This window comes from Telluria beijingensis (assembly GCF_030770395.1).
In the GTDB taxonomy this organism is placed as follows: Bacteria; Pseudomonadota; Gammaproteobacteria; order Burkholderiales; family Burkholderiaceae_D; genus Telluria; species Telluria beijingensis.
This window is the reverse complement of record NZ_CP132480.1, coordinates 1,358,420-1,383,901: the sequence shown is the minus strand read 5'-3', so window position 1 is coordinate 1,383,901 and position 25,482 is coordinate 1,358,420. Positions and strand designations below refer to the sequence as shown.

Annotated in this window: 26 protein-coding genes and 1 pseudogene; 15 read left to right on the top strand and 12 right to left on the bottom strand. The window is 67.4% G+C overall.

What is annotated here, in order from left to right:
• Window positions 1-55: 55 nt before the first annotated feature.
• Both Q9246_RS06165 and greB read right to left on the bottom strand, forming a co-directional pair.
• Window positions 56-646: a biliverdin-producing heme oxygenase gene (locus Q9246_RS06165; protein ID WP_306396255.1), complete on the bottom strand. Its 591-nt coding sequence runs from the start codon at window positions 644-646 to the stop codon at window positions 56-58.
• A 28-nt stretch (window positions 647-674) separates the two neighbouring features.
• Window positions 675-1,241 (bottom strand): transcription elongation factor GreB, encoded by a 567-nt coding sequence (gene greB, locus Q9246_RS06160; protein WP_306396253.1) that lies wholly within the window; start codon window positions 1,239-1,241, stop codon window positions 675-677.
• Window positions 1,242-1,340: 99 nt separating this feature from the next.
• On the opposite strand from greB, the gene Q9246_RS06155 reads away from it, so the two are divergent.
• The 6 genes from Q9246_RS06155 to Q9246_RS06130 all read left to right on the top strand — a co-directional run bounded on the left by Q9246_RS06155 (window position 1,341) and on the right by Q9246_RS06130 (window position 8,317).
• On the top strand, window positions 1,341-2,426 hold the full coding sequence (locus Q9246_RS06155; protein ID WP_306396252.1) for a sensor histidine kinase: 1,086 nt from the start codon (window positions 1,341-1,343) through the stop codon (window positions 2,424-2,426).
• Window positions 2,423-3,070: a response regulator gene (locus tag Q9246_RS06150; RefSeq protein WP_306396251.1), complete on the top strand. Its 648-nt coding sequence runs from the start codon at window positions 2,423-2,425 to the stop codon at window positions 3,068-3,070. The genes Q9246_RS06155 and Q9246_RS06150 overlap by 4 nt, the downstream gene beginning before the upstream one ends.
• Window positions 3,071-3,203: 133 nt before the next feature.
• A complete protein-coding gene (locus tag Q9246_RS06145; protein ID WP_306396250.1) occupies window positions 3,204-4,784 on the top strand; it encodes a GGDEF domain-containing protein in 1,581 nt (526 codons plus the stop codon).
• 57 nt (window positions 4,785-4,841) lie between these two features.
• Entirely contained in the window at window positions 4,842-6,074 is a 1,233-nt protein-coding gene (gene fliB / locus Q9246_RS06140) for a flagellin lysine-N-methylase (RefSeq protein WP_306396248.1), read from the top strand.
• 320 nt (window positions 6,075-6,394) lie between these two features.
• Window positions 6,395-7,870, top strand: a complete 1,476-nt coding sequence (locus tag Q9246_RS06135; protein WP_306396246.1) for a flagellin N-terminal helical domain-containing protein — start codon at window positions 6,395-6,397, stop codon at window positions 7,868-7,870.
• Window positions 7,871-7,957: 87 nt separating this feature from the next.
• Entirely contained in the window at window positions 7,958-8,317 is a 360-nt protein-coding gene (locus Q9246_RS06130) for a flagellar protein FlaG (RefSeq protein ID WP_306396244.1), read from the top strand.
• 91 nt (window positions 8,318-8,408) lie between these two features.
• On the opposite strand, the gene Q9246_RS06125 is transcribed toward Q9246_RS06130, so the two are convergent.
• Window positions 8,409-9,362 (bottom strand): IS1595 family transposase, encoded by a 954-nt coding sequence (locus tag Q9246_RS06125; RefSeq protein ID WP_306396242.1) that lies wholly within the window; start codon window positions 9,360-9,362, stop codon window positions 8,409-8,411.
• Between the two features lie 212 nt (window positions 9,363-9,574).
• Here Q9246_RS06125 and fliD point away from each other — a divergent pair, with 212 nt between their 5' ends.
• The 8 genes from fliD (at window position 9,575) to Q9246_RS06085 (ending at window position 17,392) form a co-directional block, all read left to right on the top strand.
• Window positions 9,575-12,202: a flagellar filament capping protein FliD gene (fliD, locus tag Q9246_RS06120; RefSeq protein WP_306396241.1), complete on the top strand. Its 2,628-nt coding sequence runs from the start codon at window positions 9,575-9,577 to the stop codon at window positions 12,200-12,202.
• Between the two features lie 22 nt (window positions 12,203-12,224).
• Window positions 12,225-12,677 (top strand): flagellar export chaperone FliS, encoded by a 453-nt coding sequence (gene fliS / locus Q9246_RS06115; RefSeq protein ID WP_306396239.1) that lies wholly within the window; start codon window positions 12,225-12,227, stop codon window positions 12,675-12,677.
• Between the two features lie 5 nt (window positions 12,678-12,682).
• Complete coding sequence (locus tag Q9246_RS06110; protein WP_306396237.1) at window positions 12,683-13,021, top strand: flagellar protein FliT; 339 nt, start codon at window positions 12,683-12,685, stop codon at window positions 13,019-13,021.
• 15 nt (window positions 13,022-13,036) lie between these two features.
• Window positions 13,037-14,167, top strand: coding sequence for a flagellar hook-length control protein FliK (gene fliK / locus Q9246_RS06105; protein WP_306396235.1), 1,131 nt, complete (start codon window positions 13,037-13,039; stop codon window positions 14,165-14,167).
• Window positions 14,160-14,519: an EscU/YscU/HrcU family type III secretion system export apparatus switch protein gene (locus Q9246_RS06100; RefSeq protein ID WP_306398096.1), complete on the top strand. Its 360-nt coding sequence runs from the start codon at window positions 14,160-14,162 to the stop codon at window positions 14,517-14,519. Before fliK ends, Q9246_RS06100 begins: the two co-directional genes overlap by 8 nt.
• Window positions 14,512-15,261 (top strand): flagellar brake protein, encoded by a 750-nt coding sequence (locus Q9246_RS06095; protein ID WP_306396233.1) that lies wholly within the window; start codon window positions 14,512-14,514, stop codon window positions 15,259-15,261. Before Q9246_RS06100 ends, Q9246_RS06095 begins: the two co-directional genes overlap by 8 nt.
• Window positions 15,262-15,408: 147 nt before the next feature.
• Window positions 15,409-15,867: a carboxymuconolactone decarboxylase family protein gene (locus tag Q9246_RS06090; protein WP_306396231.1), complete on the top strand. Its 459-nt coding sequence runs from the start codon at window positions 15,409-15,411 to the stop codon at window positions 15,865-15,867.
• A 10-nt stretch (window positions 15,868-15,877) separates the two neighbouring features.
• Window positions 15,878-17,392, top strand: a complete 1,515-nt coding sequence (locus tag Q9246_RS06085; RefSeq protein WP_306396229.1) for an HD domain-containing phosphohydrolase — start codon at window positions 15,878-15,880, stop codon at window positions 17,390-17,392.
• A 54-nt stretch (window positions 17,393-17,446) separates the two neighbouring features.
• Here Q9246_RS06085 and Q9246_RS06080 read toward each other — a convergent pair.
• Together Q9246_RS06080 and Q9246_RS06075 are read right to left on the bottom strand one after the other, a co-directional pair.
• Window positions 17,447-17,713, bottom strand: a pseudogene (locus tag Q9246_RS06080) (winged helix-turn-helix domain-containing protein); the annotation flags it as partial.
• Window positions 17,714-17,779: 66 nt separating this feature from the next.
• Entirely contained in the window at window positions 17,780-18,343 is a 564-nt protein-coding gene (locus tag Q9246_RS06075; protein ID WP_306396227.1) for an EF-hand domain-containing protein, read from the bottom strand.
• A 240-nt stretch (window positions 18,344-18,583) separates the two neighbouring features.
• Here Q9246_RS06075 and Q9246_RS06070 point away from each other — a divergent pair, with 240 nt between their 5' ends.
• Entirely contained in the window at window positions 18,584-19,576 is a 993-nt protein-coding gene (locus tag Q9246_RS06070; protein WP_306396225.1) for a GntR family transcriptional regulator, read from the top strand.
• On the opposite strand, the gene Q9246_RS06065 is transcribed toward Q9246_RS06070, so the two are convergent.
• The 7 genes from Q9246_RS06065 to Q9246_RS06035 are packed head-to-tail and all read right to left on the bottom strand — an operon-like array spanning window position 19,573 to window position 25,465.
• Window positions 19,573-20,592, bottom strand: a complete 1,020-nt coding sequence (locus tag Q9246_RS06065) for an aromatic ring-hydroxylating oxygenase subunit alpha (protein WP_306396223.1) — start codon at window positions 20,590-20,592, stop codon at window positions 19,573-19,575. The genes Q9246_RS06070 and Q9246_RS06065 overlap by 4 nt on opposite strands.
• Window position 20,593: 1 nt before the next feature.
• Window positions 20,594-21,244, bottom strand: coding sequence for a NeuD/PglB/VioB family sugar acetyltransferase (locus Q9246_RS06060; RefSeq protein WP_306396221.1), 651 nt, complete (start codon window positions 21,242-21,244; stop codon window positions 20,594-20,596).
• Window positions 21,235-21,999 carry an SDR family NAD(P)-dependent oxidoreductase gene (locus tag Q9246_RS06055; protein WP_306396219.1) on the bottom strand — a complete coding sequence of 255 codons (765 nt, stop codon included), beginning with the start codon at window positions 21,997-21,999 and terminating at the stop codon, window positions 21,235-21,237. Before Q9246_RS06055 ends, Q9246_RS06060 begins: the two co-directional genes overlap by 10 nt.
• Entirely contained in the window at window positions 21,996-23,042 is a 1,047-nt protein-coding gene (locus tag Q9246_RS06050) for a ketoacyl-ACP synthase III (RefSeq protein WP_306396217.1), read from the bottom strand. The genes Q9246_RS06055 and Q9246_RS06050 overlap by 4 nt, the downstream gene beginning before the upstream one ends.
• Window positions 23,043-23,044: 2 nt before the next feature.
• The gene (locus Q9246_RS06045; protein WP_306396215.1) at window positions 23,045-23,275 is read right to left on the bottom strand and encodes an acyl carrier protein; all 231 of its coding nucleotides are present in this window, start codon (window positions 23,273-23,275) and stop codon (window positions 23,045-23,047) included.
• Between the two features lie 4 nt (window positions 23,276-23,279).
• On the bottom strand, window positions 23,280-24,317 hold the full coding sequence (locus Q9246_RS06040) for a ketoacyl-ACP synthase III (protein ID WP_306396213.1): 1,038 nt from the start codon (window positions 24,315-24,317) through the stop codon (window positions 23,280-23,282).
• A complete protein-coding gene (locus tag Q9246_RS06035) occupies window positions 24,314-25,465 on the bottom strand; it encodes a DegT/DnrJ/EryC1/StrS family aminotransferase (RefSeq protein ID WP_306396212.1) in 1,152 nt (383 codons plus the stop codon). The genes Q9246_RS06040 and Q9246_RS06035 overlap by 4 nt, the downstream gene beginning before the upstream one ends.
• Window positions 25,466-25,482 lie beyond the last annotated feature (17 nt).

Genomic DNA, 25,482 nt, shown 5'->3' with positions numbered 1-25,482 from the left:
CGGGAAGTCGTTACCTCCAGTGGCGGTAACGACGTGCTGGGGGAGCGGGTCGTCATTACGCCGATTTGTCGACACTCAGTCCCAGGATACTGTCAAACGCCGCGCACGCCCCCGCGCATGCATCCGCGATCTCGTCGGGCGACTTCACGTGTTCTTTCAACGCCAGCATGAAGGCGCGCCAACGCGGACCAGGCCCTTCATCCGCCCCACGCAAATAACGCAAGGGATGCGGCGCCAGCGGCTCGGCCAACTTCCCATACAACACCTTGCCGCCCAGTTGCGAGCCTTCGATCACATACGCCACGCCCCAGCGATAAGCGGCGCTGGCGTCCAGCGGCAAGGGGTCGGACAAGGCCGCCGTACGCGGCGCGGGCATGCCGGGCTCGGCGAGATCGGCATCGATCAGCGCCAGCCGCTCGACCGCCGGCAGCACGATTTGCGGGCCATCGGCGAACCCGTCCAGCCAGGCCTGCAGCGGCGCCAGCCAGTCGCGCACCAGCGTCAGGTGCTGGGCATAGTCGTTCAGATCGGGAGCCGGCCCGGACAACGGCAAGCCGCTGTCGAGGCGTTCATGGCGTTCGGAAGTGGCGGCGCGCAGCGCGGCCAGGGCGTCCATCCCGGACGTCGGGTCGTGAGGTCGGTTCATGCCCCCATCTTAGCAGCGATACAAGATCCTAGTCGGCCACCGGTTCGGGATACTCGACCGAGACGATCTCGAGCTCGTCCATGCCGAGCGGCGTCTGCAGCGGCACGACATCTCCCTCGCGGCATTTGGTGAGCGCACGCGCCACCGGCGACACCCAGCTGATCTTGCCCTTCAAGGGATCGAGCTCGTCCACGCCGACGATGGTCACCGTGTGCTCTTCGCCCGCCTTGTTGATATAGCCGACCGTGGCCCCGAAGAACACCTGGTCGTTGCCGTAATGGACGGTCGGATCGACCACGAAGGCCGAATCCATGCGCTTGGTGAGAAAGCGGATGCGGCGGTCGATCTCGCGCAGGCGGCGCTTGCCATAGATATAGTCGCCGTTCTCGGAACGGTCGCCGTTCGAGGCGGCCCAGTGCACGATGCGCACCACCTCGGGCCGGTCGACGTCGATCAGCTGCAGCAGCTCGTCCTTGATGCGCTGGTAGCCGGCCGGCGTGATGTAGTTCTTGGCGCCGGCGGGAATCGCCTGCGCCAGGGCCAACGCCTCTTCATCGTCGTCGTTATCTGACTCTTTTACGAATGCCTTGTTCATGACCGCATTGTAACGAGACTTGGCGCTGCCTGCGCCGTGTTTCACGTATCATGCGGTCAACAGACGCAGCGCGCGCAGAAGAAGCGACGAGACAAACCGATGAACCTGCCCTCCTCTTTCCATGCCGAGCATCCGCCCACCGCGGGCCTGGTCTACCAGTTCGTCCTCCACCCCGACGGCCGCACCAGCTTCCCTTGCCTGAACGACGGCTGCAGCGCCCTGCTCGGCCTGGCGCCCGACGAGCTGCAGCGCGATCCTTCCCTGTTCGAAGGCCTGATCCTGCCAGAGGACCGGCGCGCCTACCACGAGGCGATGCAGATGTCGGCCGCCGCGCTGGCGGCCTGGAACTGGGAAGGACGGATCCGCATCCCGGCCTGGAACGACGTCAAGTGGATCAACCTGCGCGCCACCCCGCAGCAGCTAGCAGACGGCGCGGTGCAGTGGGATGGCATCATGACCAATATCTCGGCCAGCAAGCAGGAGCAGGAAGATTCCCTGCGCTCGCGCGAGCGCCTGGCCGAACTGACCGCCCACATCGAGCAGGCCAAGGAAGACGAGCGCACCCGCATCGCGCGCGAGATCCACGACGACCTGGGCGGCAACCTCACCGCGATCAAGATGGCGCTGGCCATGCTGGCGGCGCGCCTGCCCGCCGACCAGCCGGCCCTGATCGAAAAAGCCGAGTATGTCGACGACCTGGTCGACCGCACCATCGAGGCGGTGCACCGCATCTCGCTCGACCTGCGTCCCACCACCCTCGACCTGGGCATCGTGGCTGCCCTCGAGTGGCAGGCGCGCGAATTCGAGAAGCAGATGGGGATCGCCGTCGTCATGCGCTGCCCGGATAAAAACCTGGAGCTCGAACCGGACCACGCCTCGGCCCTGTTCCGCATCTTCCAGGAAGCGCTCACGAATATCGCCAAGCACGCCGGCGCGACCCGGGTCACGGTGTCGCTGCGGCGCCAGCGCAGGCTGCTGACCCTGTCGATCTGCGACAACGGCCGCGGCATCCAGGCCGCCGACCGCCTCAAGCCGCAATCGTTCGGCCTGCGCGGCATGAGCGAGCGCGCCAGCGCCCTGGGCGGCACGCTGGCCTTGTCGGCGGCGCCCGGAGGTGGCACGATGGTGACCATCAAGACCAGGCTGGCTCCGGCAGCGGACAAAGACCAACAAACAATCGAATGACCGACAAAGTATCCATCCGTGTTTTCATTGCCGACGACCATGCCATCGTGCGCGAAGGGCTGAAGCAGATCCTGGCCGAGCAGCGCGACATCAATGTGGCCGGCGAGGCCGAGAACGGCGTCGACGCCGCCCGCCTGGTGGGCAAGTCGAAGGCCAATGTGATGCTGCTCGATATCTCGCTGCCCGACCGCAACGGCATCGACGTGCTGAAGCAGATAAAGAAAGACAAACCCGAACTGGCAGTGCTGATGCTGTCGATGCACCGCGAAGACCAGTACGCGATCCGCGCGCTCAAGGCCGGCGCCTCCGGCTATCTCACCAAGCAGAGCGCGCCGCGCGAGCTCGTGACGGCGATCCGCCAGGTGGCGGGCGGCCAGAAATACGTGAGCGCCGCGCTGGCGCAGACCCTGGCCAGCGCGATCGGCGAAGACCACGAGGCGGCGGTGCACGAGGGCCTGTCCGACCGCGAGTACCAGACCCTGACCATGATTGCCTCGGGCATGACGGTCAGCGAGATCGCGCGCGAACTGTCGCTGTCGGTCAAGACCATCAGCGAATACCGCGCCCGGCTGTTAGTCAAAATGAAACTCAAGTCCAGCGCCGAGCTGACGACCTATGCGATCCGTAACGGATTGGTGGATTGAATGTGACATTCCGTTGCGCCGGAACGGCAACCTGCGCATCCAAACGCATTGTTACCGTTTTTTAATTGATATACGGCAAAAAAGCTGATTATCATGACGCCAATCCCGCGAATCCGTCATAGCGCAGCATTCCATGTCCACCTCGTCCATTTCCGTTGCGCCCACCGTGAACCAGCCCGCCAACCCCGCTGAGATCGCACGCGAAGCGTTCCGCCGCCTCGCCGCGCGCCGGCTCGCGCCGACGCCGGACAACTATCGCGCGATCTATGACGAGATCGCCGGCCTTCCGCCTGCCGCGCCTGCTGCGGTGCAGGACACGGGGGCGCTCGAGGTGCTGGCCGGTTTCGCGCGGCGCATGGCCGAGACGCCGGGCGAGCTGTCCGAATACGGCCGCCGCATGGCGCGCGCCGTCAAGACCGAGGACTGGACCGGCTATACCCAGGCCCTGGGCCAGATGGCCGAACGCCACCTGCGCCGCAACACGCCGGTGATGGCGCTGGGAGAGGAAGAGCCCGATACCGTGCTGCTGCGCGAGATGCTGGCGCGCACCCTGTCCTTCGCCTGCGCCTCGCTGCTGGACGGCGACGCCGAACTGGTGGCCGAGGCCGAGTCGCTCGGGGCGGCCGTCAAGACCGCGGTCGGCGAAGCCGAGCTGCAGGACATCGCGGCGCGCCTCAAGCAACTGTGCTACCAGATCGAGTTGCGCAAGGACGACGGCGCCGAGCAGCAGGAACTGCTGCTGCGCCTGTTCCGCCTGCTGCTCGACAATATCGAGGGCCTCCTCGACGACGACAACTATATGCGCGGCCAGGTGCTGGTGGTGCAGGACCTGATCAAGGGCCCGCTCGACACCCGCGCGCTGGAAGACGCCACCCGCGGCCTGAAGGACGTGATCGTCAAGCAGGGCCACCTGAAGCACGGCATCGACGACGTGCGGGCGACCATGAAGAACATGATGATGACCTTCATCGACCGCCTCGGCTCGGCCGCCGCCTCGACCAGCGACTACCATGCCCGGCTGGGCGGTTTTTCTGAACGGATCGGCAACGCCACCGACGTGACCGAGATCAATGGCGTGCTCGACGAGGTGCTGCGCGAGATGCGCAATGCCCAGGACGAGGCGCTGGCCTCGCGCGACCGCATGGTCGGCGCGCACAAGGAGGTGCAGGAAGCCGAGCAGCGCATCCGCGAGCTGGAAGCCGAGCTGCAGCATATGAGCGAGCTGGTGCGCGAAGACCAGCTGACCGGTAGCCTGAACCGGCGCGGCCTGGACGACGTGTTCGAGCGCGAGAGCGCGCGCGCCGACCGGCGAAAAACGCCGCTGTGCGTGGCCCTGCTCGACCTCGACAACTTCAAGCGCCTGAACGATACCTATGGCCATATGGCGGGCGACGCCGCGCTCAAGCACCTGGTGAAGGTGGTGCGCGACACCCTGCGCTCGATGGACGTGATCGCCCGCTTCGGCGGCGAGGAATTCCTGATCCTGCTGCCCGAGACCACGGTCGAGGCGGCGGCGGCGGCCATGGTGCGGGTACAACGGGAATTGACCAAACACTTTTTCCTGCACGATAACGAGAAGATGCTGATCACCTTCTCGTGCGGGGTGGCGCTGCGGGTGCCCAACGAGGAGCAGGCGTCCTTGATGGCGCGCGCCGACAAGGCGATGTACCAAGCCAAGAATAGCGGCAAGAATCGGGTGGTGATCGCGGATTGAGGGATGGCTTGCATGGCTTACACTGCGCGACGTTCCCCTCGACCAGGCCGATGATCCATGCCCATCCTGCACCGCACCCAGTCCGTCTCCGCCCTCATGCCGCGCTTCGTGGAACGCTTTCGCTGCATTGGCCCCAGCTGCGAAGATACGTGCTGTTCCGGCTGGACGATCTTTATCGACAAGAAGAGCTACAAGGCCTACCGCGCCGAGGACAACCCTGCGTTCGAGCAGCTGAATGCCAATATGCTACGCCGGGATAATCCGGCGAATACTGGCGAATACGCCATGATCAAGACGATCGGTGCGCAAAAGCAATGTCCGGCGCTCCAGGACAGCATGTGTGCGGTACAGGCCCACCTGGGCGAATCCTACCTGTCGCATACCTGTCATACCTATCCGCGCACGAACCGCAGCCTGCTTGGCCAGGTCGAACAATCGATTACCCTGTCGTGTCCGGAAGCAGCACGGCTGGCGCTGCTGGCGGAGGACGCATTCGATTTCGTCGAGGCCCCGGTCCAGCTGCGCTTGCCGATGCTCAGCCCGGTCAACCAGGCCTTCGGCATCGCACCCGAGCTGATGTCCGAAGTCCGCATGTTCTGCATGAACCTGATGCGCACGCGCGAGCTGCCCCTGTGGCAGCGGCTGGCCTTGCTGGGCACGTTCTGCGAGACCCTGACCCAGCTGTGCTCGGCGAATGAACAGGCGAACATCCCCACCATGATCGACGACTTCGTACGCCTGATCGAGAACGGCGAATTGATGGCGGTGCTGGAACCGATCCAACCCGACCATACGTCCCAGGCGATGGTATTTGCCACCTTGTGGGCAGAAAAAGGGTTTGAAGCAACTTCGCCATTCCAGCAAGCCATGATGCGAAAGATCGCCTCGCGGTTCGGCGCGAATGCCCATGGCGAAGTCAGCGCCGAGGCACTGGTCGGCGCTTACCGGCGCGGCCTTGCACGCCTGGACGAAGCCTTGTTGCCCACCCCATGGTTGCTCGAAAACTATGTAGTCAACGAGATCTATAGCCAGTTTGTTCCATTCAATGGCAAATCTCCGTACGACGGTTATCTGCAACTGATTTCCCGCTTCGGCCTGCTGCGCATGCTGCTGGCAGTGCAATGCAATACCGAAGGCGACCCGCCATCGAGCGCGACCCTGGCCTCGACAGTCAACCTGCACTGCCGCCGCTTCCAGCACGATCCGTCGTACGCCACCCGCGTCCGGGAAGCGCTGTACGACAGCGGCTGGGCCGAGATGTCCAGGCTATACAAGCTGCTGCGGACCTGAACGCGTCATCGTCACTGGCGATTTGACAAGAAACCGGGGAGCAGCGACCCGGCCGGGCTGGCTCAGGGTTCAGCTTGAGCCCAGTAAAAAAATCTTTTTTTACCCTCAAGTTCCTTTTTTCCTTGCCGCCAAGAGACGCCGTATCTGACCAAGGTCCTTGAAAATCCTCACTTTTTTAAAAACGGGCCCTAAACTTTTTCCATAGGGCACCGTTACCAGCAACAACAGCGGTTTGAACGTCACAGAACAGCGCGACGGACCAAAGTACACAGCAGCAAGGTCGCTGCACCCCGCAAGACCACGTCTCTGGAGTAGACACCATGGCATCCGTAATCAATACCAACGTCGCATCCCTCAACTCGCAGCGTAACCTGTCGACCTCGCAGTCGCAGCTGAACACCTCGATCCAACGCCTGTCGTCGGGCATGCGCATCAACAGCGCCAAGGACGACGCCGCCGGCCTCGCGATTTCCGATCGCATGAATTCGCAGATCAAGGGCATGACCCAGGCGACCCGTAACGCCAACGATGGCGTGTCGATGGCGCAAACCGCCGAAGGCGCCCTGTCGAGCTCGGGCGACATCCTGCAGCGTATCCGTGAACTGGCAGTGCAGTCGTCGAACTCGTCGAACTCGGCCAGCGACCGCAAAGCCCTGCAGACCGAAGTCACCCAGCTGACCTCGGAACTGAACCGTATCGCCAACACCACCGAATTCAACGGCCAGAAGCTGATGGACGGCTCGATGGGCACCGCGAACTTCCAGGTCGGCGCCAACGCAGGCCAGCTGATCTCGATGGGCGGCTCGAACTTCACCACCACCACCTACGGCAACAACAGCCTGGCGGAAAACGCACCGGCAGCCGTCAAGGGCTCGACCGCGTTCACCGGCGGTACCCTGACCGTGAATGGTTCGCAAGGTTCGGAGCCAATCACCATCGCCGCCGGCGCCTCTGCCAAGACTGCCGCAGCCCAGATCAACAAGGTCGCTGGCGACACCGGCGTAACCGCCACCGCCAAGACCGAAGCCGTGATGACCGCGGACGCGACCAAGTCGTACACCTTGTCGCTGGAATCGGACAATACCGAAGCGGTCACCATCTCGTTCTCGATGGGTGCTGCCGCCGACGCGAACGGCTATGCCTCCGCGATCAGCGCCTTCAATGCGCAGTCGGCCAAGACCGGCGTGACCGCTTCCTACGATGAAAAAGCCGGTGGCCTGAAGCTGACCCATGCCGATGGCAACGATATCAAGCTGACCAACACCTCGGCGACCGCGACGACGGACGTGACGGTGGCCTCCATCAAGACCGATGGCACGGCCGGCGCCGCACAGACCCTGAACCAGGGTGGCAACGCTGCCAACAGCGTCGGCACCGTCCGCGGCAGCCTGACCCTGGATTCCGAGAAGAGCTTCTCGGTGGAAGACACGGGCTCCAGCTTCAACCTGGACGCCACCGCCGGCGGCGCGTCCAAGCTGAAATCGGTTGCCGACCTCGACATCAGTACCTTCGCTGGCGCACAAGCCGCCATCAAGACTGCTGACGCGGCACTGGCGGCAGTGAACAGCAAGCGCGCGGAATACGGCGCACTGCAGTCGCGTTTCGAATCGGCGATCTCGAACCTGGGTTCGTCGACCGAGAACCTGTCGGCATCGCGCAGCCGCATCGTCGACACCGACTTCGCTGCTGAAACCGCAAAGATGACCCGTGGTCAGATCCTGCAACAAGCTGGTACCTCGATGCTGGCCCAGGCCAACTCGCTGCCGAACGGTGTCCTGTCGCTGCTGCGTGGCTAATCGCTGACAGGCAGTAACAACATCGCGAAGTAAGCGGTTCCTCGGCTGAAGAAATTCAGCCGGGGAATTTTTACTAGGGAAATCGACATGCAGATCCAATCACTTGGTTCGTCGCCCGCACCGAAACTGGACGAACGTCCGGCCGCGGTGACCGGGCAAGCTGCGGTCGCGGGACGGACGCCCGTCGCCGACGCGCCAGCCTCGGTACCGGATGTCGCACCGGGTCGGGAAGAAGTGTCGGCCGCCGTCAAGAAGCTCAACGAGTCGATGCCGCCGTCGGCCCAGAGCCTGGAATTCGAGATCGACGAAGAGAGCAAGGAAGTCGTCGTCAAGATCATCGACCAAAGCACCAGGGAAGTGGTGCGCCAGATGCCGAGCAAGGAAGCACTGGAAATGGCGAAAGCCATCGACAAACTGCAGGGCTTGCTCATCCGGCAAACGGCCTGATCTTCCAGCTCTGGCAAACGGGCGCCGCATTCGCAAGAATGTGGCGCCCTTTTCTTTGGCGCTGTTCGCGTTATTTCGGTAAACCTCCTGATCAGTCTGCTTTGACGGCTGCAGCTAGCAATTGCGCCGGAGTAATAAGGCGGCGCGCATCGAGGACCCGCCGCCAGCCTGAGTAATGGATCAAATAGCGACTGGCAATACCGTGAAAGCGCACCAGCCAGCGCTTGAAGCGGCTGTGCCAGCCATTGACATGGTTCAGGTGGAGCGCGCCGCGTGCCCGTTGGCCAGCGCGCAAGTTGAGGGCTTCATGGGCGATCCCTTGGTTTCGGGCGAATACGGGATACGCGGCAGCCCCGTCGCTGATCAGGAGCGTATCCGGCGCCAGCACCGGTCCCAGGCAATGCCCGAGCTGTGTGCTCGAGACCGGACCGCGTCCACAATGAAAATCGAGGGTGTCACCGTCGCGCGCGCAGGCGACCAGCAGGCACTCGTGGTCGCGGCCGACGCCGCGATGGCTGGCCACGCCGCCGCGGCGTCGCGGTGGGCGGTTCAGTATGCGCGACCCTTTCTGGGATTCCAGCATATATGTTTCGTCCGCCTCGACCATGCCGCCCAGGCGCGCTGGACGGTCACACGTAAAACCGGCCACCATGCGATGGCGCCAGCGAAAGCTCGTGGTACGGTGCACCTGGACCGCCTCGGCGCTGGCGCGCACGATCTGCGATTCGAGCAGGCATTGCAGATAGGCGGGCCAGCATTCCTTCTTGCGCAGGTGCGCGAGTTTGGTGCCGCTCAATGCGTTGTAACTGCGACCACATGCGAGGCAGCGCCAACGCTGCAGGCCGCTGGCGTGCCCGCAGCGGTGCGATCGCGCCCCGCCGCAGCGGGGACAGCGCTTTCCGACGGCAGCCTGTTCGATCAGCGCGATACAAATGGCCCCATCCTCGTTCGTGGCGAGCCAGACGCGTAGTTGCGCAAGTTCTTCCTGCCCGAGTGCCAGGCCGCTTAGAGCCACAAGCAATTTTCCAAAGTCCAGGCCGTCCATGGCCGCCTCTACGGAGAACTCGACAGTAGCTAAGACCGGGCTGAACATGAAACGTTCGCAGAAATAACGCGAACAGCGCCTTTTCTTTGTCAAGCCTGGCACCGGGGGGATGACTGTTTCACAAAATCAAAATAAAGCCACATTTACCGCTCTTAAGTACCGTTTGTTTCTGCCGATAATCACTTACATTATCGCTTTCACGGGAGATACAAGTGGCACTCGACATCAACGGCCTGGTTTCCCAGCTGATGCAGCAAGAGTCCGCTGCGCCGCTGGCCAGCTATGAAAAGAAAACGCTGGCGCTGCAGGCGCGCAGTGCCGCGTACGCCCAGGTCAGCACCGCGGTGAACACCTTCCAGAGCGCCCTGACCAAGCTGAACAATCCCGCCACCTTCCAGGGCCTGGGCGCCACCGCCAGCAACAAGGACGTCCTGTCCGGCACCGCCGGCGCCGGCGCCGTGCCGGGCAAGTACAAGATCAACGTCACCCAGCTGGCCCAGGCCCAGAGTCTCAAGAGCAATGGCTACGCCAGCACCACCTCGACCATCGGCGCCGGCGCGCCGACCACCCTGACCTTCCAGTTCGGCACCGCGACCGGCGGCACCTTCGGCGCCACCGGCAACGCGCTGAGCCTGGCCGCCGCATCGAGCGGCATCGGCAACGGTTCGCTGAGCCTGAACGGCATCTCGATCGGCACCGGCCCGACCACGCGCAGCGCGCGCGCCCTGGCCGAAGCGATCAATGCGCAATCCGACAAGACCGGCGTGGTCGCCACCGCCGGCGCCACCACCACCGCCGCCGGCATGTTCAACAATTTCGGCCAGGTCAGCGTGGATGCCGGTTCCAGCTACGCCCTGTCGGTCGGCGGCGTGCAGCTGGCCAACCTGACGCCAGGCAGCGCGCCCTTGACCGGCGCCGGCCTCGACACCGCGCTGGCCAGCGCCGGCACCCGCAATGCGCTGGCGGCGGCCAATATCACCGTCAGCGGCAGCGCCGCCGACGGCACGCTGCAATTTTCCGCGTCCGACGGTTCCACCATCGACGTCACCGAAACCGTCACCGGCACCGTGCGCGGCGGCATCGGCCGCGCCGATACGGCCGTCAATACCGGGGCGACCACGACGGCCACCGCCGGTGTCACCCTGCGCTCGAACGACGGCAACCAGATCGTGGTCGGCGGCACCAACCCGGCCGCCGCCGGCTTCACCGCCGGCAGCGTCGGCACCCATATGGGCGCGGGCTTTTCGCTGAACGGCGCGATCAACAGCAAGACCATCACCCTCGGCGCCGGCGACCAGTCGCTGCAAGGCATCCGCGACGCCATCAACAAGGGCGACATGGGCGTGACCGCCACCATCGTGTCGGACGGCAGCGCCAAGCCCTATCACCTGGTGCTGACCTCGAACAAGACCGGCGAAGCGACGACCATGAAGATCACCGTCGGCGGCGAGGACGGCGCGGCGGGCGATCCGACGATCGCCGCCATGCTCGGCTACGATCCGGCCGGCGCGCAGGGCATGACCCAGACCGCAGGCGCCCAGAGCACCAAGCTGAACATGAACGGCATCGAGATCAAGAGCGACAGCAACTCGGTGTCGGAAGCGATCCAGGGCGTGACGCTGGACGTGACCGCGGTCGGCAGCTCGACCCTGACGGTGTCGAAGGACACGGCGGCCATCACCACCTCGGTCAATGAATTCGTCAAGGCCTACAACGAACTGAACAAGACGATCGGCGGCCTGACCGCGTTCAATACCGAGACCGGCAAGGGCGCCGTCCTGCAGGGCGATTCCAGCGTACGCTCGATCCAGAGCCAGTTGCGGCGCCAGATCAGCACCGTCATGGAAGGCACCGGCGGCAAGCTGAATTCTCTGAGCCAGATCGGCATCGGCTTCCAGCAGGATGGCAGCCTGAAAGTGGACTCGACCAAGCTCAACAAAGCGATCGCGGACAACGCGGCCGACTTCGGCGGCCTGTTCGCGGCCATGGGCTCGACCACCGACAACATGATCAAGTTCGACAAATCGGGCACCGCCACCAAGCCCGGCACGTATGCGATCAACATCACCAGCCTGGCGACCCGGGGCAACCTGGTCAGCAGCGCCGCGCTTGGCGGCTCGACCACGATTGCCCCGAATACCGTCTGGCGCGTCACACTGAACCAGACCGACCCGGTCACCGAAAGCAAGACCCAGGAAATCAAGCTCCAGGCCGGCACTTACAGCAACGACGACCTGGCGGCGCTGATCCGCTCCGCGATCAACGGCAACGCCACCTTCACCGGCGCCGGCGACACGGTCGAAGCCGAGGTCGGCGACGATGGCCGCCTGACCCTGTCGTCGAGCAAGTATGGCGACCTGTCGAATATCTCGATCGCCGGCGTCAGCGGCAGCTCGGTCGACAGCATCTTCGGCGGCGCCACGTCGACCAAGGGCAAGGATGTCGAAGGCACCATCGGCGGCGTGGCAGCCACCGGCAACGGCCAGTCGCTGACCGCTGCCCCCGGCTCGCCGGCCGAAGGCATCCAGGTCTCGATCACCGGCGGCCTGGTCGGCGACCGCGGCACCGTCACCTTCTCGCAGGGTTTCGCCCACCAGCTGACCAACCTGGCGGCGGGCTTCGTCGGCAAGGACAGCCTGCTGCAGACCAAGACCGACGGCCTGAGCGTCTCGCTCAAGTCGGTCGCCTCGCAGCGCGAGCGTTTCGAAGCGCGCCTGGAGGGCATCGAAAAGCGCTATCGCGCACAGTTTGTCGCACTCGACGCCATGATGACGTCGATGCAGTCGACCTCTAACTACCTCACCCAGCAGCTGGCCACCCTGTCGGCCAACTGGGGTTAATTTGGCATTACTGGAGAATCACATGTTTGGAACCCCGAAACGCGGTGTAGGTGCTTATGCAACGGTCGGCCTGGAAACCGGCGTCGCCGCCGCTTCGCCGCACAAGCTGGTCGTGATGCTGTACGACGGCGTGATCGTCGCCCTGCTCAGCGCCATCAACGGCATCAAGTCGTCGAACATCGGCATCAAGGGCAGTGCGATCTCGAAAGCGATCACGATCATCGACAACGGCCTGCGCGCCTCGCTCGACAAGAAGGCCGGCGGCGAGATCGCCCAGAACCTGGATGCCCTGTACGACTACATGAGCCGCCGCCTGCTGGAAGCGAACATCAAGAACGACGCCGCCATCGTCGAAGAAATCCACGGCCTGATGGCGAACCTGCGCGAAGCCTGGGTCCAGATCGGCGAACAGCAGGAAACCGGCGAACCGATGCCGCCACCGATCCAGAAAGCCCCAACCCTGATGAGTGCTTGAGAAGAATGACGACGATGACGATGAGCGGACAGGAAGTCGTGACGGTGTATGAAACCATGGTCGGCATCACCGAGCGCATGCTCGATGCGGCCACCTCGAACGAGTGGGACCGCCTGGCCGAGCTGGAACAGGAATGCGCGCGCCACGCGAACCGGCTGAAGGCGAACGAAGGCGGCGCGCCGCTGGGCGGCCAGGAACGCCTGCGCAAGGTCAACGCGATCCGCCGCATGCTCGACGCCGACCGCCAGATCCGCGACCTGACCTCGCCGTGGATGGCGCACCTGGCCTCCATGATGAAAAGCACCTCGACCGAACGCCGCGTGGTGCGCGCCTACGGCGTCTGATGATGGAGGGGCGGGATGCTGCCGCGTGAACTCGTCGGCAGCGTCACGCCTGTCACCCCGGCGCGGGCGGCCGAACCCGCCGCCGACCCGCGCCAGCAGGCCTTCGCGCGCGAGGTCGCGCCGCTGCTGGGCCAGGCGATCCGGGGCGCGGTCCAGGCCAGGCTGACGGACGGCACTTTCGTCGTCAGGTTCGCCGACACCCAGGCCCGCATGCAGCTGCCGCCCGGCGCCCAGGTCGGCGCCGAGGTGCCGCTGACCCTGGTCGGCCTGCATCCGCGGCCCACCTTCCAGGTCGGCGCCCAGGCCACCACCGCCTTTGCCGAAGCCGGCCCCGCGCCGCAGGACGATGCCGATGCGCCCGGCGCGCCGTTGTCGTATCGCGAAGGCGCCGCCGTCGGGCGTGCCGCCGGCCTGGGTCTGCTCGCGTCCAGCGCGGCGCTGGGCGCGCAAGCCTTCGCCGGCGGCACCGAAGCGAAGAACACGACCCTGAGTCCCACCGCCCAGGCCCTGGCCGGCGTGCTGGCCGCGGCCCAGAAGGCCGACAGCCAGTTGTCCGCCATCGTCGGCCGCGCGCCGCTGGTCGGCGGCCCCGGCGCCGATCCGGCGGCGCTCGCCGCCGGCCTGCAGCAGGCCTTCGGCAAGAGCGGCCTGTTCTACGAATCGCACCTGGCCGAATGGGCGCGCGGCGGGCGGCCGCTGTCCGAACTGGCGAACGAACCGCAGCAGCAGGCCGCGCAGAACGGCGCGCGCCCCAATCCGCAGGATCCCGCCACCGCCCAGTTCATCAGCATGCAGCTGGCGGCCCAGGAGCAGTCGCAGCTGGCCTGGAAAGGCCAGTTGTGGCCGGGCCAGCCGATGGAGTGGGACGTGCAGCGCGAAGCCCATGGCGATGAGGGCGAGGGCGAACAGGCCATCTGGCACTCGCGCCTGCGCCTGCGCTTTCCGCAACTGGGCGAACTCGAGGCCCGGCTGCGCATGGTGAACGGCGCGCTGCAGGTGAGTTTCGCGGCGGCCGACGACGATACCGCCGCCCTGCTGCGCCAGCACGCCCCGCAACTGGCCGGCGCGCTCGAGGTGGTAGGCACGCCGCTGGCCGGCTTCGATGCGCGGGCGGCGGCCGCGGCGACGGGGGATGGCGATGCCTGATGCGGCCGACAAGCGGCGCCAGAACGCCGTGGCGCTGGCCTACAGCGCCGGCGAGAAGGCGCCCACCGTGGTGGCCAAGGGCTCCGGCCTGGTGGCCGAACAGATCATCCGGCGCGCCCAGGATGCGGGCGTGTTCGTGCACGAATCGAAGGAGCTGGTGTCGCTGCTGATGCAGGTCGATCTCGACCGCGAGATTCCGCCGGCCCTGTACCGGGCAATTGCGGAACTGTTGGCATGGCTATATCATATAGAGTCGGCTCGACAACATGGTGGGCTATTGCCTCCCGCGCCCGACCCGACGCCCCACCTCCCATTGGCACCAGCGGCAAGGACAGATGCAAGCAATGATTGAAGCGGAACTGGAAGACTGGCACGATTACGAAGTCCGATCGCGCCGCGAGGTCGTGGCGCTGCTGCGCCAGATCGGCGAAAAGAACCAGCTGATTCGCATGCTGATCAAGGGCGAGGCCGACGTATGCGTGACCTCGATCCTGGCGGTCGACGAAGACAGCGACACCGTGGTCCTGGACCGCTCGGTGGACCGCGCCCAGAACGAACGCATCGTGGCCGCCGGCCGCGTCAAGTGCGAGACCACGCTCGACAAGATCCGCATCCTGTTCAGCGTCGAGGCCCTGGCCACCACCACCTGGCGCGGCGAGCCCGCGCTGCGCGCCGACATCCCCCCGACCCTGATCCGCCTGCAGCGGCGCGAATACTACCGCATGCCCACCCCGGTCACCAATCCGGTGCGCGCCCTGATCCCGGTGCCGGTCGACGCCGGCGGCGGCATGGGCGTGTTCCCGCTGCACGACATCAGCGTCGGCGGCATCGCCCTGCTCGACGCCAGGCTGCAACTGGGCACCACCGTCGGCCGCGTGATCGAAGGCTGCCGCATCGAGCTGCCCGAGATCGGCCCGATCGCGACCTCGCTCGAGATCCGCAACTCGCTCGACCTGACCCTGCTGAACCACAAGACCAGCCGCCGCCTGGGCTGCCAGTTCGTCGACATCTCGCGCGGCGGCCTGGCGGCGGTGCAGCGCTATATCACCAAGCTGGAACGCGAGCGTAACGCGAAGCTGGCGGGGTTGGCCTGACCTTGGCCTGACCGCGATCCTGGTTCTCGCGGCCTGCGAACAAAAGAGCGAAAAATCCAGGCCCGCATGTCACAGCGCGCGCTGGTGTCTCGTCTTGTCTGCATGAAGGCCGCACAGTGCGGCCTCGCCACCTGAAAGGAAGACACCATGTCCGCACGTTTCAACCTGTTCGCCCAGGCGCCCGCCAACCTCAAAGCCATGATCAACCTGTCGACGACCAACCGCCAGGGCGCGATCGGCGAGCGCCTGTTCGAGCTGGTCCAGCTGCGCGTCTCGCAAGTCAATGGCTGCGGCGTCTGCATCGACATGCACTGGCGCGACCTGATCAAGCAGGGCGCCGATCCGCGACACCTGAACTCCCTGGCCGCATGGCGCGAATCGCCGTTCTTCAGCGAGCGCGAACGCGCCGCCCTGGCCTGGGCCGACGCCGTCAACGCGCTGCCGCAGCGCGACGATACCGACGCCGCGTGGCCGGCCCTGCGCGAACATTTCAGCGAGAACGAGATCGCCGAACTTGGCTATACTATCGCCGCGATTCGCGGTTGGAACGTCATCAACCTGAGTCTGCGCAACCAGATTCCGGTGCATCCCGCCCCGGGCATGTAAACGACGATCGATGCACACGGCCGCGCGCGCAACTTCTTCTTCCCTGTCGCTCCCCGCGGCCAGCCTGCACGGCCACGACACCGTCCCCCTGTCGCAGGCGATGGCGTTGCTCGCCATCGTGGGCGACCTGAGCATGGGCCAGCCGATCGATGGCTCGGCGCGCGCCGCGCGCCTGGCCGCGCGGGTGGCGGCGGCCGCCGGCGGCGATGCCGCGGCCTGCGAACACGCGCGCATGGTGACGCTGTTGCGCTGGTCGGGCTGCACCGCCAATGCGTCAGGCTTCGCCGTCCTGATGGGCGACGACGTGGGCGGCCGCCATGCGCTGGTCAGCCGCAACCTCAACCCACAGCAGGCAAAGCAACTGGCCGACACCACCGCGCTGGCCGAGATTCACTGCGAAGTCTCGGGCGACATCGCCGCCATGATGGGATTGCCGGCCGCGGTCGAAAGCGGCTTGCGCAATATATGGGAGCAGGTCGACGGCAACGGCAATCCGCAGCGCCTGCGCGGCGACGCGGTGCCCGACGTGGTGTTCCACGCCAACCTGGGCGGCGACCTCGAGATCCTGACGCGCGTACACGGCGCCGAGCGCGCGCTGGAGATGGTCGCGCAACTGGGCGACGTCAAATATCCGGCGCGCCTCGTGGCCCTCGCGGCGCCCCATGCGCGCGCCTGGCTCGACGAGCTGGAATTCGCGGAGGAGCAGGCGCCGCCGCCGGATTTTCTTCCGGTATCGGTGCCGCTCACGCTGGTGGCCGACATGATCGAACTCAAGCTGCCCTGGCTGGCCGGCTATTCGCGCCGCGTCGCCGTGCTGGCGCAAGAGGCGGCGCAACTGGCCGGCCTGCCGGAAGCGCAGCAACGCCTGCTGGCGCGCGCCGCCCTGCTGCACGGGATCGGGCGCGCCGCCGTGGCCAATACCGTGTGGGAGCGAAGCGGCAGGTTGAGCGTGGCCGACTGGGAAGCCGTGCGCCTGGTGCCCTACTGGACCGCGCGCGCCGGCAGCCGCATCGACGGCCTGGGGCCGGAGGCGCAACTGGCCTCGCACGTCTATGAACGGCTCGACGGCAGCGGGTATTTCAGGAGCCTGGACGCGGACACCCTCGGCGCGCCGCAGCGCCTGCTGGGCGCGGCGGCCGCCCACGTCGCATTGCGTTCGCCGCGGCCGTGGCGCGCGGCCCATGAGCCGGCTGCGGCCATCGCCCTGCTCGAAGCCCAGGTGACGGGCGGGCGCTTCGACCGCGCTGCGGTGGATGCCGTGCTGGCGGCGGCGGCGGGCGTTCGCGCCGCGTCGGGGACCACCGGCAGCGCCGGCGCAGGCGTGCCGGCGCGCGCCATGCTGTCGGTGCGCGAGGCCGAGGTCTTGCAGCGCATCAGCCTGGGGGAGAGCAACAAGGAGGCCGCGCGCGCCTTGCGCATCAGCCCCAGCACCGTGCGCACCCACGTCGAGAGCATCTTCCGCAAACTCGGCTGCTCGACCCGGGCCGCCGCCACCCTCAAGGCCCTGACCCTCGGCCTGATCTAGGGCCGCGTCCAGGGCCACATCGATGCGCTCGAGCGGGCCGCGGAACATGTAGCCGCGCAGCGGCACGTTGACGATCCAGGCGCCGCCGTCCGGCGCCAGCGCGGCCAGCGCCTTGCGCAGGTTCGAGACGTGCACCCGCACATTCGATTCCTCGACCACCAGGCCCGGCCACACCAGGCGCAGCAGTTCATCCTTGCCCACCACCTCGCCGGCGCGCCGTACCAGGCACACCAGCAGGTCGAAGGCGCGCGAGCCCAGGGCCACTTCGCGCCCGCCCGCTTCCAGCCGACGCCGGCGCGGGAACAATACGCACGGTCCCATGCGCCAAGCTGTCTTCACGTTCATTCTCCTGCAGGCGCGGCACCGCCACGCCCTACTTCATGCGGGTCAGGCCGCGGTATCGATCGCGCGCGCCAGGCGACCCAGCACCGTCGCGGCGTCGTACTGGGCCGCCTGGTTGCGGTACAGCGCGCCAATGGCGGCAGGATCCATGGCGCCGCGCTGTTCGAGCTGGCGGCGGAAACCCGCGTCGCGGAACGGGTCGCGCACGCTGTCGCCGAATTCTTCCAGCCCCAGGCGGCCGTCGCCGTCGATGTCGAGCAGCGCGTGCAGGCGGCCGGCGCGCTCCAGGCTCGCGCCCTCTCCGAGCCCGGTGGCCAGCTCCTCGACGCCGATATTGCCGTCGCCATCGCCGTCGATCGATTGCGCCAGCTCCTGCTTGTACAGGCTCGTGAAGGAGCCCTGCTTCATCGTCAGGCCATGGCTGGCGAAACTGGCGATGGCGTCGGCATGGCGCGCCGCGCTTTCTTCCATGCGGCGCCGGTCTTCGGCCGACTCGGCGCGCGCCTGGACGACCTCGAACGGCAGCTTGCCGCTCGCGTTCCTGGCGTCCGGGTTGCGCAGGGCCGCATACGGGCCCGCTGGCGAGGGAAGGCGCGATGAAATGTGCATGGCAATCCAATCGTGGATGAGGGATGGTCATCGTCGCCGTGAATGCGCGCCCGATAAAGAGCCAAGATCGGGCCAAGCGCAAAGGCCATGGCGCGGCCGCTGGCAGGTCGCGCCGCGCACGCCCGGCATAGTGGACCAAGATCGGCGTTTCATGCTGGACCATGCCGGTCTTGGCCCAATGCGCGCTTTCTCGGCGACCGGTCCAAGTGCATAATCGACTGTCGAGAGGAAACCAAACACATGCAAGACTTGTCCGTCAGCGACTACCTGACCTTCGACAGCGTCAGCCCGGTGCCGCTATACCGCCAGATCCATGCCCGCGTGCGCGAGGCGGTCGACACCGGCGTGCTGAAGGCGGGCGACCGCATTCCCGCCACCCGCGTGCTGGCCGAGGAGCTCGGCCTGGCGCGCGGCACGGTGGCCGCCGCCTATGCCCTGTTGTCGGCCGAGGGCTACCTTGAGGTGCGCGGCGCGGCCGGCTCGGTGATCGCGCGCCGCGGCGCGCAGCACGCGGCGCCGGCGCGCGCCAAGGTGGCGCCCGATGGCGGCGCCGACGGCGCGGCCATGCGTCCCGACCAGGCGGTGCTGGCGCGCCAGCTGGCGTATGCGCCGCAGGACGCCGCCGTCCTGGCGCGCAACTGGCGCGCCCTGGTGCGCAGCCACGGCAGCCAGCTGACCAGCCGCGCGCTGGCCGCCAGCGCCGGCCAGCTGTCGCCGGCCCTGCTCGCCGCGGCCCAGCAAGGCCAGGTGGTCGGCCAGGCCGCGCGTGCGCCGGAACATGCGCTGGCGCACCCGGAAGCCTGGCGCTTTACGGTGCATGCGGGCGGCCAGGCGGCGCAGCACCTGGCGGTGCTGGCCGAGGATGCCGACAAGCCGCCCGGCCGCCGCCGGCGTCCGCGCGCCGCCCTGCGCCTGGAGCTGGAACTGGCCGACGGCAGCCCGGTCGTGATCCAGGTCGAGCCGCTGCCGCAGGGCGTGGCGATCGAATTGTGCGCGCCGGACGCGCGCGCGCTGGCGCGCCTGCGCGTGCTGCAGCCGCAGCTGGAAGAAGTACTGGCGCGCACCGGCGTCAAGGTCGCGCGCTGGCAGTGGCGCGAACGCCTGCCGGCCGGGCGCACCCACGCCATGATCGCCAACGCCGAAGCCGCGGCCCAGGCCTTGACTCCGGCCGTGTTCAGGACCGTGGCCGAACTGGCGCTGCTGCTGCCGGCCGGGCCGGAACGGGAGCGCTAGCGCTCCGCCAGCCAGTCGCGGCAGGACTGCCGGAAATGCACGATCTTTTCCTCGGTCGCGGCGGCATAGGCCAGCGGCTCCGGGCTCCAGCTCGACTTCGGCACCAGGCGGCACACCTGGTGGTCTTCGTCGAACACCTTGCGGTTGATGTCGGCGGTCGACGCGAACAGCGGCGCCAGCAACTGGGCCGCGCGCGGGCCGGTCGCATGCGCGGCCAGCAGCCGGCTGCTGAAATGGGTCGTTTCAGCCCCCTGCGCGGCCGGCAGGAAGTGCTGCAGCGAATACGAATAGCCGTAGGTCGACGAGATCATCGTGAACGGATACAGGTAGATGCTCATATAGCCGTCGTAGGCGAAGTCGATGGCGAACTGGCGCCTGAGCGACTGCAGCTGCTTCGCCACCCGGGCATTGCCCAGCGGCGCCCGCCAGACCGAGTTGCGGCCGTGGTAGACGTTCTCGCCCGCCTGCAGGTCGAGCGTGCCGAGGGTGTCCGGATGGACCATGCCGATATGATAGGGCTCGAGCGCGTTCTCGACCGCGATCGCCCAGTAGCAGTCGAAGTCATGGGCGTTCAGGTCGACCCGGCCGGCGATATTGAAGCCGATGTTCTCCAGCAGGCCGGCGGTCTCGTCCAGCTGGTCGTACAGCGCCTGGCGCGGTGCGATCGCGACGAACAGGAAGTCGCCGCACCAGTCCATTTTCAGGGTATTCAGGCGCGCCGTCGACAGGTCGCAGCCGGCGAACGACGCCGCATCCGGCACTGTCACCCGCCCGCCGTGGAAGCTCCAGCCATGGTAGCGGCAGGTCGGCGGCTGGTTGCCGGCCGCACCGCCGTAGATGCGCGCGCCGCGGTGCGGGCACAGGTTGTCGAAGGCCACCAGCTCGCCGCCGTCGTTGAAGACGACCAGTTCGCCCAGCGGCGTGGACAGGCGCAGGTAGTCGCCAGTCAGCGGCAGCTCGTTGCGGTGGCAGGCCAGGTGCCAGTGTTCGCGGTAGAGTCGGGCGTCGAGATCCATGTCAGAGCTTCTTCGCCGGCATGGCGTACATCACGGCGTTCGCGGGCACGTTGCGCATCACGGTGGCGCCGGCGCCGATGCGGGCCCCGGCGCCGATCGCGACCTTCGGCAGCACGCGCGCGCCGCTGCCGAAGAAGCAGCCTTCGCCCACCTCGACACGCCCGGTCAGGTCGACGTGGCAGCTGAGGGTGGAGCAGGCGCCCAGCACCACGTCATGGCCGACACCGCTGAGCGCATTGATGGCCACGAGGTCGCCGACCCGGGCATGGCTCGAGACAACCGCCTGCGGGCAGATCACCACGCCTTCGCCCAGCAGCGCGCTGCGCGCCACGGTGGCGCTCGGGTGCACCAGGCGCGCGAAGCGCGCGCCGCGCGCCTTCAGCAGGCCGCCGAGCCGCGCCTTGGCGGCCGGGTCGCCGATCGCCATCACCAGGCGGTCGCCTTCGCGCGGGATGAAGTCGTCGATCGCGCCGAGATAGTCCAGCCGGTAGCCGAAACCGTCCAGCGCGGCCGGGCTGCTGTCGAGGAAGGCGGTGAAGGCGCGGCCGTCTTCCAGCGCGCCGTCCAGCGACCATTCGATGAGTTCGCGGGCGAAGGCGCCCGCCCCCACCAGGATCGTGCGTTGCTGGTCAGTGTGTTCGTTCAGCGGCACAGATAGCCTCCATCGACGACCATGGTGGTGCCGGTGACCCAGCGGCTGCCGGGGCCCAGCAGGAAAGCGGCGGCCTGGGCCACGTCGTCCGGCTCCCCGAAGCCCAGCAGGTGCTGGGCTTCATAGGCCTGCATCGAGGCCTCGGTGCCGCCGCGCGCCAGGCGCTCGTGCATCGGCGTGCGCACCGCCCCGGCGGCGATGGCATTGACCCGGATCCTGCGCGGCGCGAATTCGCAGGCCAGCGAGCGCACCATGCCGTCGATCGCGGCCTTGGCCGCCGAATAGGCGGCCATGCCGGCCTGGCCGGCGCTGCCGGCGACCGAGGACATGAAGACCAGCGAGGCGCCGTCCGGCATGGCGCCACGCCCGGCCAGCGCGCGCGCGATGCCCAGCGCGGCGAACAGCGAGCCCCCCATGACCTCGTTCACCTGCTGCTGGCGCAGCAGGCGCACCGGCCGGATGGATTCGATGCCGGCGCCGTGGAACACGCCCTGCAGCGGGCCGTGCGCCTCGACCAGCGACTTGACCCAGTCGGCGGCGCCGTCGGCGTCCTGCAGCGCCGCGACGGCGGCCGCGTGGCCGGCGCCGGCCAGGCCGGCGAGCGCCTGGTCCAGGCGCGCCGCGTCGCGCCCGGCCGCGATCACGCGCGCGCCGCGGCGCGCCAGCAGTTCGGCCGTGGCGCGGCCGATGCCGGACGATGCGCCGGTCACGAGATAGGTGCCGCCGGCCAGGGTGGTGTCGGAATGGATCGTCATGCTTCGATGGTCTCGCAGATCGGAAGCGGGCCCACGCTCAGGGAGGCGGAAGCCCAGGAGTAGCCGACGCCGAAGCCGAACATGGCCAGGCGCCGGGCGCCGCCGCGCAAGGCCTCGGCCAGGTCGGTCGTCATCAGGAGCGGGATCGAGGCCGAGCTGGTATTGCCATAGCGGTCGATATTGAATGGGACCTTCTCGGGCGGCAGCTTCGATTTCTTCGCCAGGTGCTTCAGCATGAACAGGTTGGCCTGGTGGAACAGGTAGGCATCGTGCTCCTCCGGCGGCACGCCGGCATGCTCGAAGGTGCGCGCGACCAGCGGCGGCACCGAGCGCAGCGTGAAATTGAAGATCTCGCCGCCATCCATGTACAGCGCGGCCGGGTCGCGTCCGTCCAGGCGCGGATCGGCGCCGGCCACGTGGGCGCGGAATCCGCCCTCGGGCACGATCAGGTTGGCCGCGCCGCGGCCGTCGCTGCCGAGGATGAAGTACGCCTCGCCGTCCGGGTCGGCCTCGATCGCGGTCACCGTGCCTGCATCGCCGAACAGCATCGCGGTGGCGCGGTCCTGCGGGTCGACGATGCGGCTGACGGTGTCGCCCACCGCCAGCAGCACGCGCCGCGCGGCGCCCCCGGCGACCATGCCCTGGGCCAGCCAGAGGCCATAGGGATAGCCGGAGCAGCCCAGGTTGACGTCGAAGGCGATGCAGCCGGGCGGCAGGGCGAGATCGGCCTGCAGCGCGCAGGCGCTGGCCGGCAGCCGGTAGTCGGGGGTCTGCGACACGAAGATCACGGCGTCGACCGAATCGAGCGGCCAGCCCAGGCCCTCGAGCAGGCGCGCGCCGGCGGCGCGGCACAGGTCGCGCGTGGTGGCGCCCGGCGCCACGCGGCGGCGCGACTGCACGCCGATCATCTTGACCACCTCGTCCACCGCGGCCTGGCCGAAGCGCTCGGCGAAACCGGCATTGTCGACCTGTTCGCGCGGCAGGCAGGACACCAGGCCCGCGATGCGGGCGCCGGCGACCTTCGCTTCACGTCCCCCGTTCATGGTCAGCCCTTCGCCGCCTGGGCGATCAGCGCTTCGATGTCGGCGATCGTGGTGCAGGCGGCCAGCGCGCTGCCGTCGAGCATCACGTTGTAGCAGTCGTCGACCAGGGCGATGGTCGACACCAGCGCCAGCGAATCCCACTGCGCCTCGGCGCTGTCGAGTGCGAACTCCGGCGTGATGCGGGATGGGTCGACCTCGAAGATCTCGGCCATGCCTTCGTAAAATTTGCTCATTGTCTTATTCCAGTTCCAGGGTTAACAGGCAGCCGGCCCAGGAGAATCCTACGCCAAAGCCAAGCAGCATCAAAGTCTTCGGGGCCGCGAACGCCCCCTGGTCGCGCATCGCCTCGAGCGCCAGCGGGATCGTCGACGACACCGTATTGCCGCACTCCTCGACGTGGATCGGGAAGCGCTCGGGGACAATGCCCATTTTCTTGCGCAGCGATTCGAGCATGAAGCGGTTGGCCTGGTGCAGCAAGAAGTAGTCGACCGCCTCGCGCGCGACCTGGGCCTTGTCGAGCAGCGCGGTCGCCGCGCGCGGCACTTCGCGCAGCGAAAACGCCATGATATCGGCCCCCGCCATGTACAGGTGCTCGCGTGAACGGACATTGCCCGATTCGTCGCCGGTTTCGCGCGCCGTGTCCGCGCTGCGCGGGGTACGGAAGCCCCCTGCCTCGACGATCAGCTTGTCGGCGCCGCGGCCGTCGGTGCCGAACACGAACGGACCGATCGGCGCCGCCTCGCCCGCTTGCGCCTCGCGCGCCACCACCGCGGTGGCGGCGGCGCCGTCGCCGAACAGCGTGCGCACGCTCTTGTCGAGCGGGTGGATGGTTTTCGAATAGGTGTCGGCGGTCAGCACCAGCACGCAGCGCGCGGCCCCGCTCTCGACCAGGCCCTTGGCCAGCGACAGGCAGTAGACGAAGCCCGAACAGCCCAGGTTGACGTCGAGCGCGCCGCTGCTGGTGGCCAGGCCGAGGCGGTGCTGCAGGATGCAGGCGGTGGTCGGCAGCACGTAATCGGGCGCCTGGGTGCACAGGATCGTGAAGTCGACCTGCTCGCGCTTGACGCGGCCGCGGGCGAACAGCTTTTCGGCGGCATGGAAGGCCAGGTCGCCCGCCGTCTCGTGCGGCGCGGCGATGCGGCGGCTGCGGATGCCGGTCTTTTCAAGAATCCTGTCGGCGCCCCAGCCGGGGTAGAGGCGGCCCAGTTCCTCGTTGCCCAGCACCGTCTCGGGCAGGTGGCCGGCCAGGTCGGCGATCGCGGCGCGCATCGTCATGCGGCCTCCAGTACCAGGTCGATGATGCGGCGCTGGTCGGCGTCGGCCAGCGCCGGATAGATCGGCAGGCACAGCACCTGCTCGGCGGCGCGCGCCGCCACCGGCAGCCGGTCGGGGGCGGCGGACGGCAGGTCGCGGTACATCGGGAAGCTCGAGATCAGCGGATAGAAATAGCGGCGCGCGACGATGCCGTGTTCCTTCAGGCGCGCGAACAGCGCGTCGCGGCCGAGCGGATACCCGGGGCCGACCAGGATCGGGAAATACGAGTAATTGGTCGTGCAGGCGTCGGCCTCGCCGCTGGCCGCCGACCACGGCCGCACGCAGCGGATGCCCGGCACGCCGGCCAGCGCTTCGGTATAGGCGCGCGCCAGGCGACCGCGCGCCGCGATCGCCGCCGCCACGCCCTTCAGCTGCAGCAGGCCGAAGGCGGCGTTGATCTCGCTCATCTTGCCATTGATGCCGGGGGCCACCACCGTGGTCTCGTCGACGATCCCGAAGTTCTTGAGGCGGTCGATGCGCTGCTTGGTGCGCGCGTCGCCGCACACGATTGCCCCGCCCTCGAAGGTGTTGAACACCTTGGTCGCGTGGAAGCTCAGCACCGACAGGTCGCCGCTGTTGAGCACACTCGCCCCCTCGTGGCATACCCCGAACGCATGGGCGGCGTCGTAGATCACCTTCAGGTTGTAGTTGTCGGCGATCGCCTGGATGGCGCGCGTGTCGCATGGCGCGCCGTAGCAGTGCACCGGCATGATGGCGGTGGTCTGCGGCGTGATCGCGGCCTCGATCCGGCGCGGGTCGAGGTTGAGCGTGTCGGGGTCGACGTCGACGAATACCGGCTTGATGCCGTTCCACAGCAGCGAGTGCGAGGTCGCGACGAACGAGTACGGGGTCGTGATCACCTCGCCCGTGACGCGCAGCGCCTGCAGCGCGGTCAGCAGCGCCAGGGTGCCGTTGGTGAACAGGCAGATGTGCTGGACGCCCAGGTAGCGGCACAGCGCTTCCTCGAGCTGCGCGTGGAACGGGCCGCCGTTGGTCAGCATCTTGTTGTCCCAGATCTGCTCGAGATAGGGGATGAACTGTTCCAGCGGCGGCAGTTCCGGCTGGGTCACGTAGATCGGCTTGCGCTGCCGGCTCATGTCGTCTTCCATATCGTCTCCCACGTCCT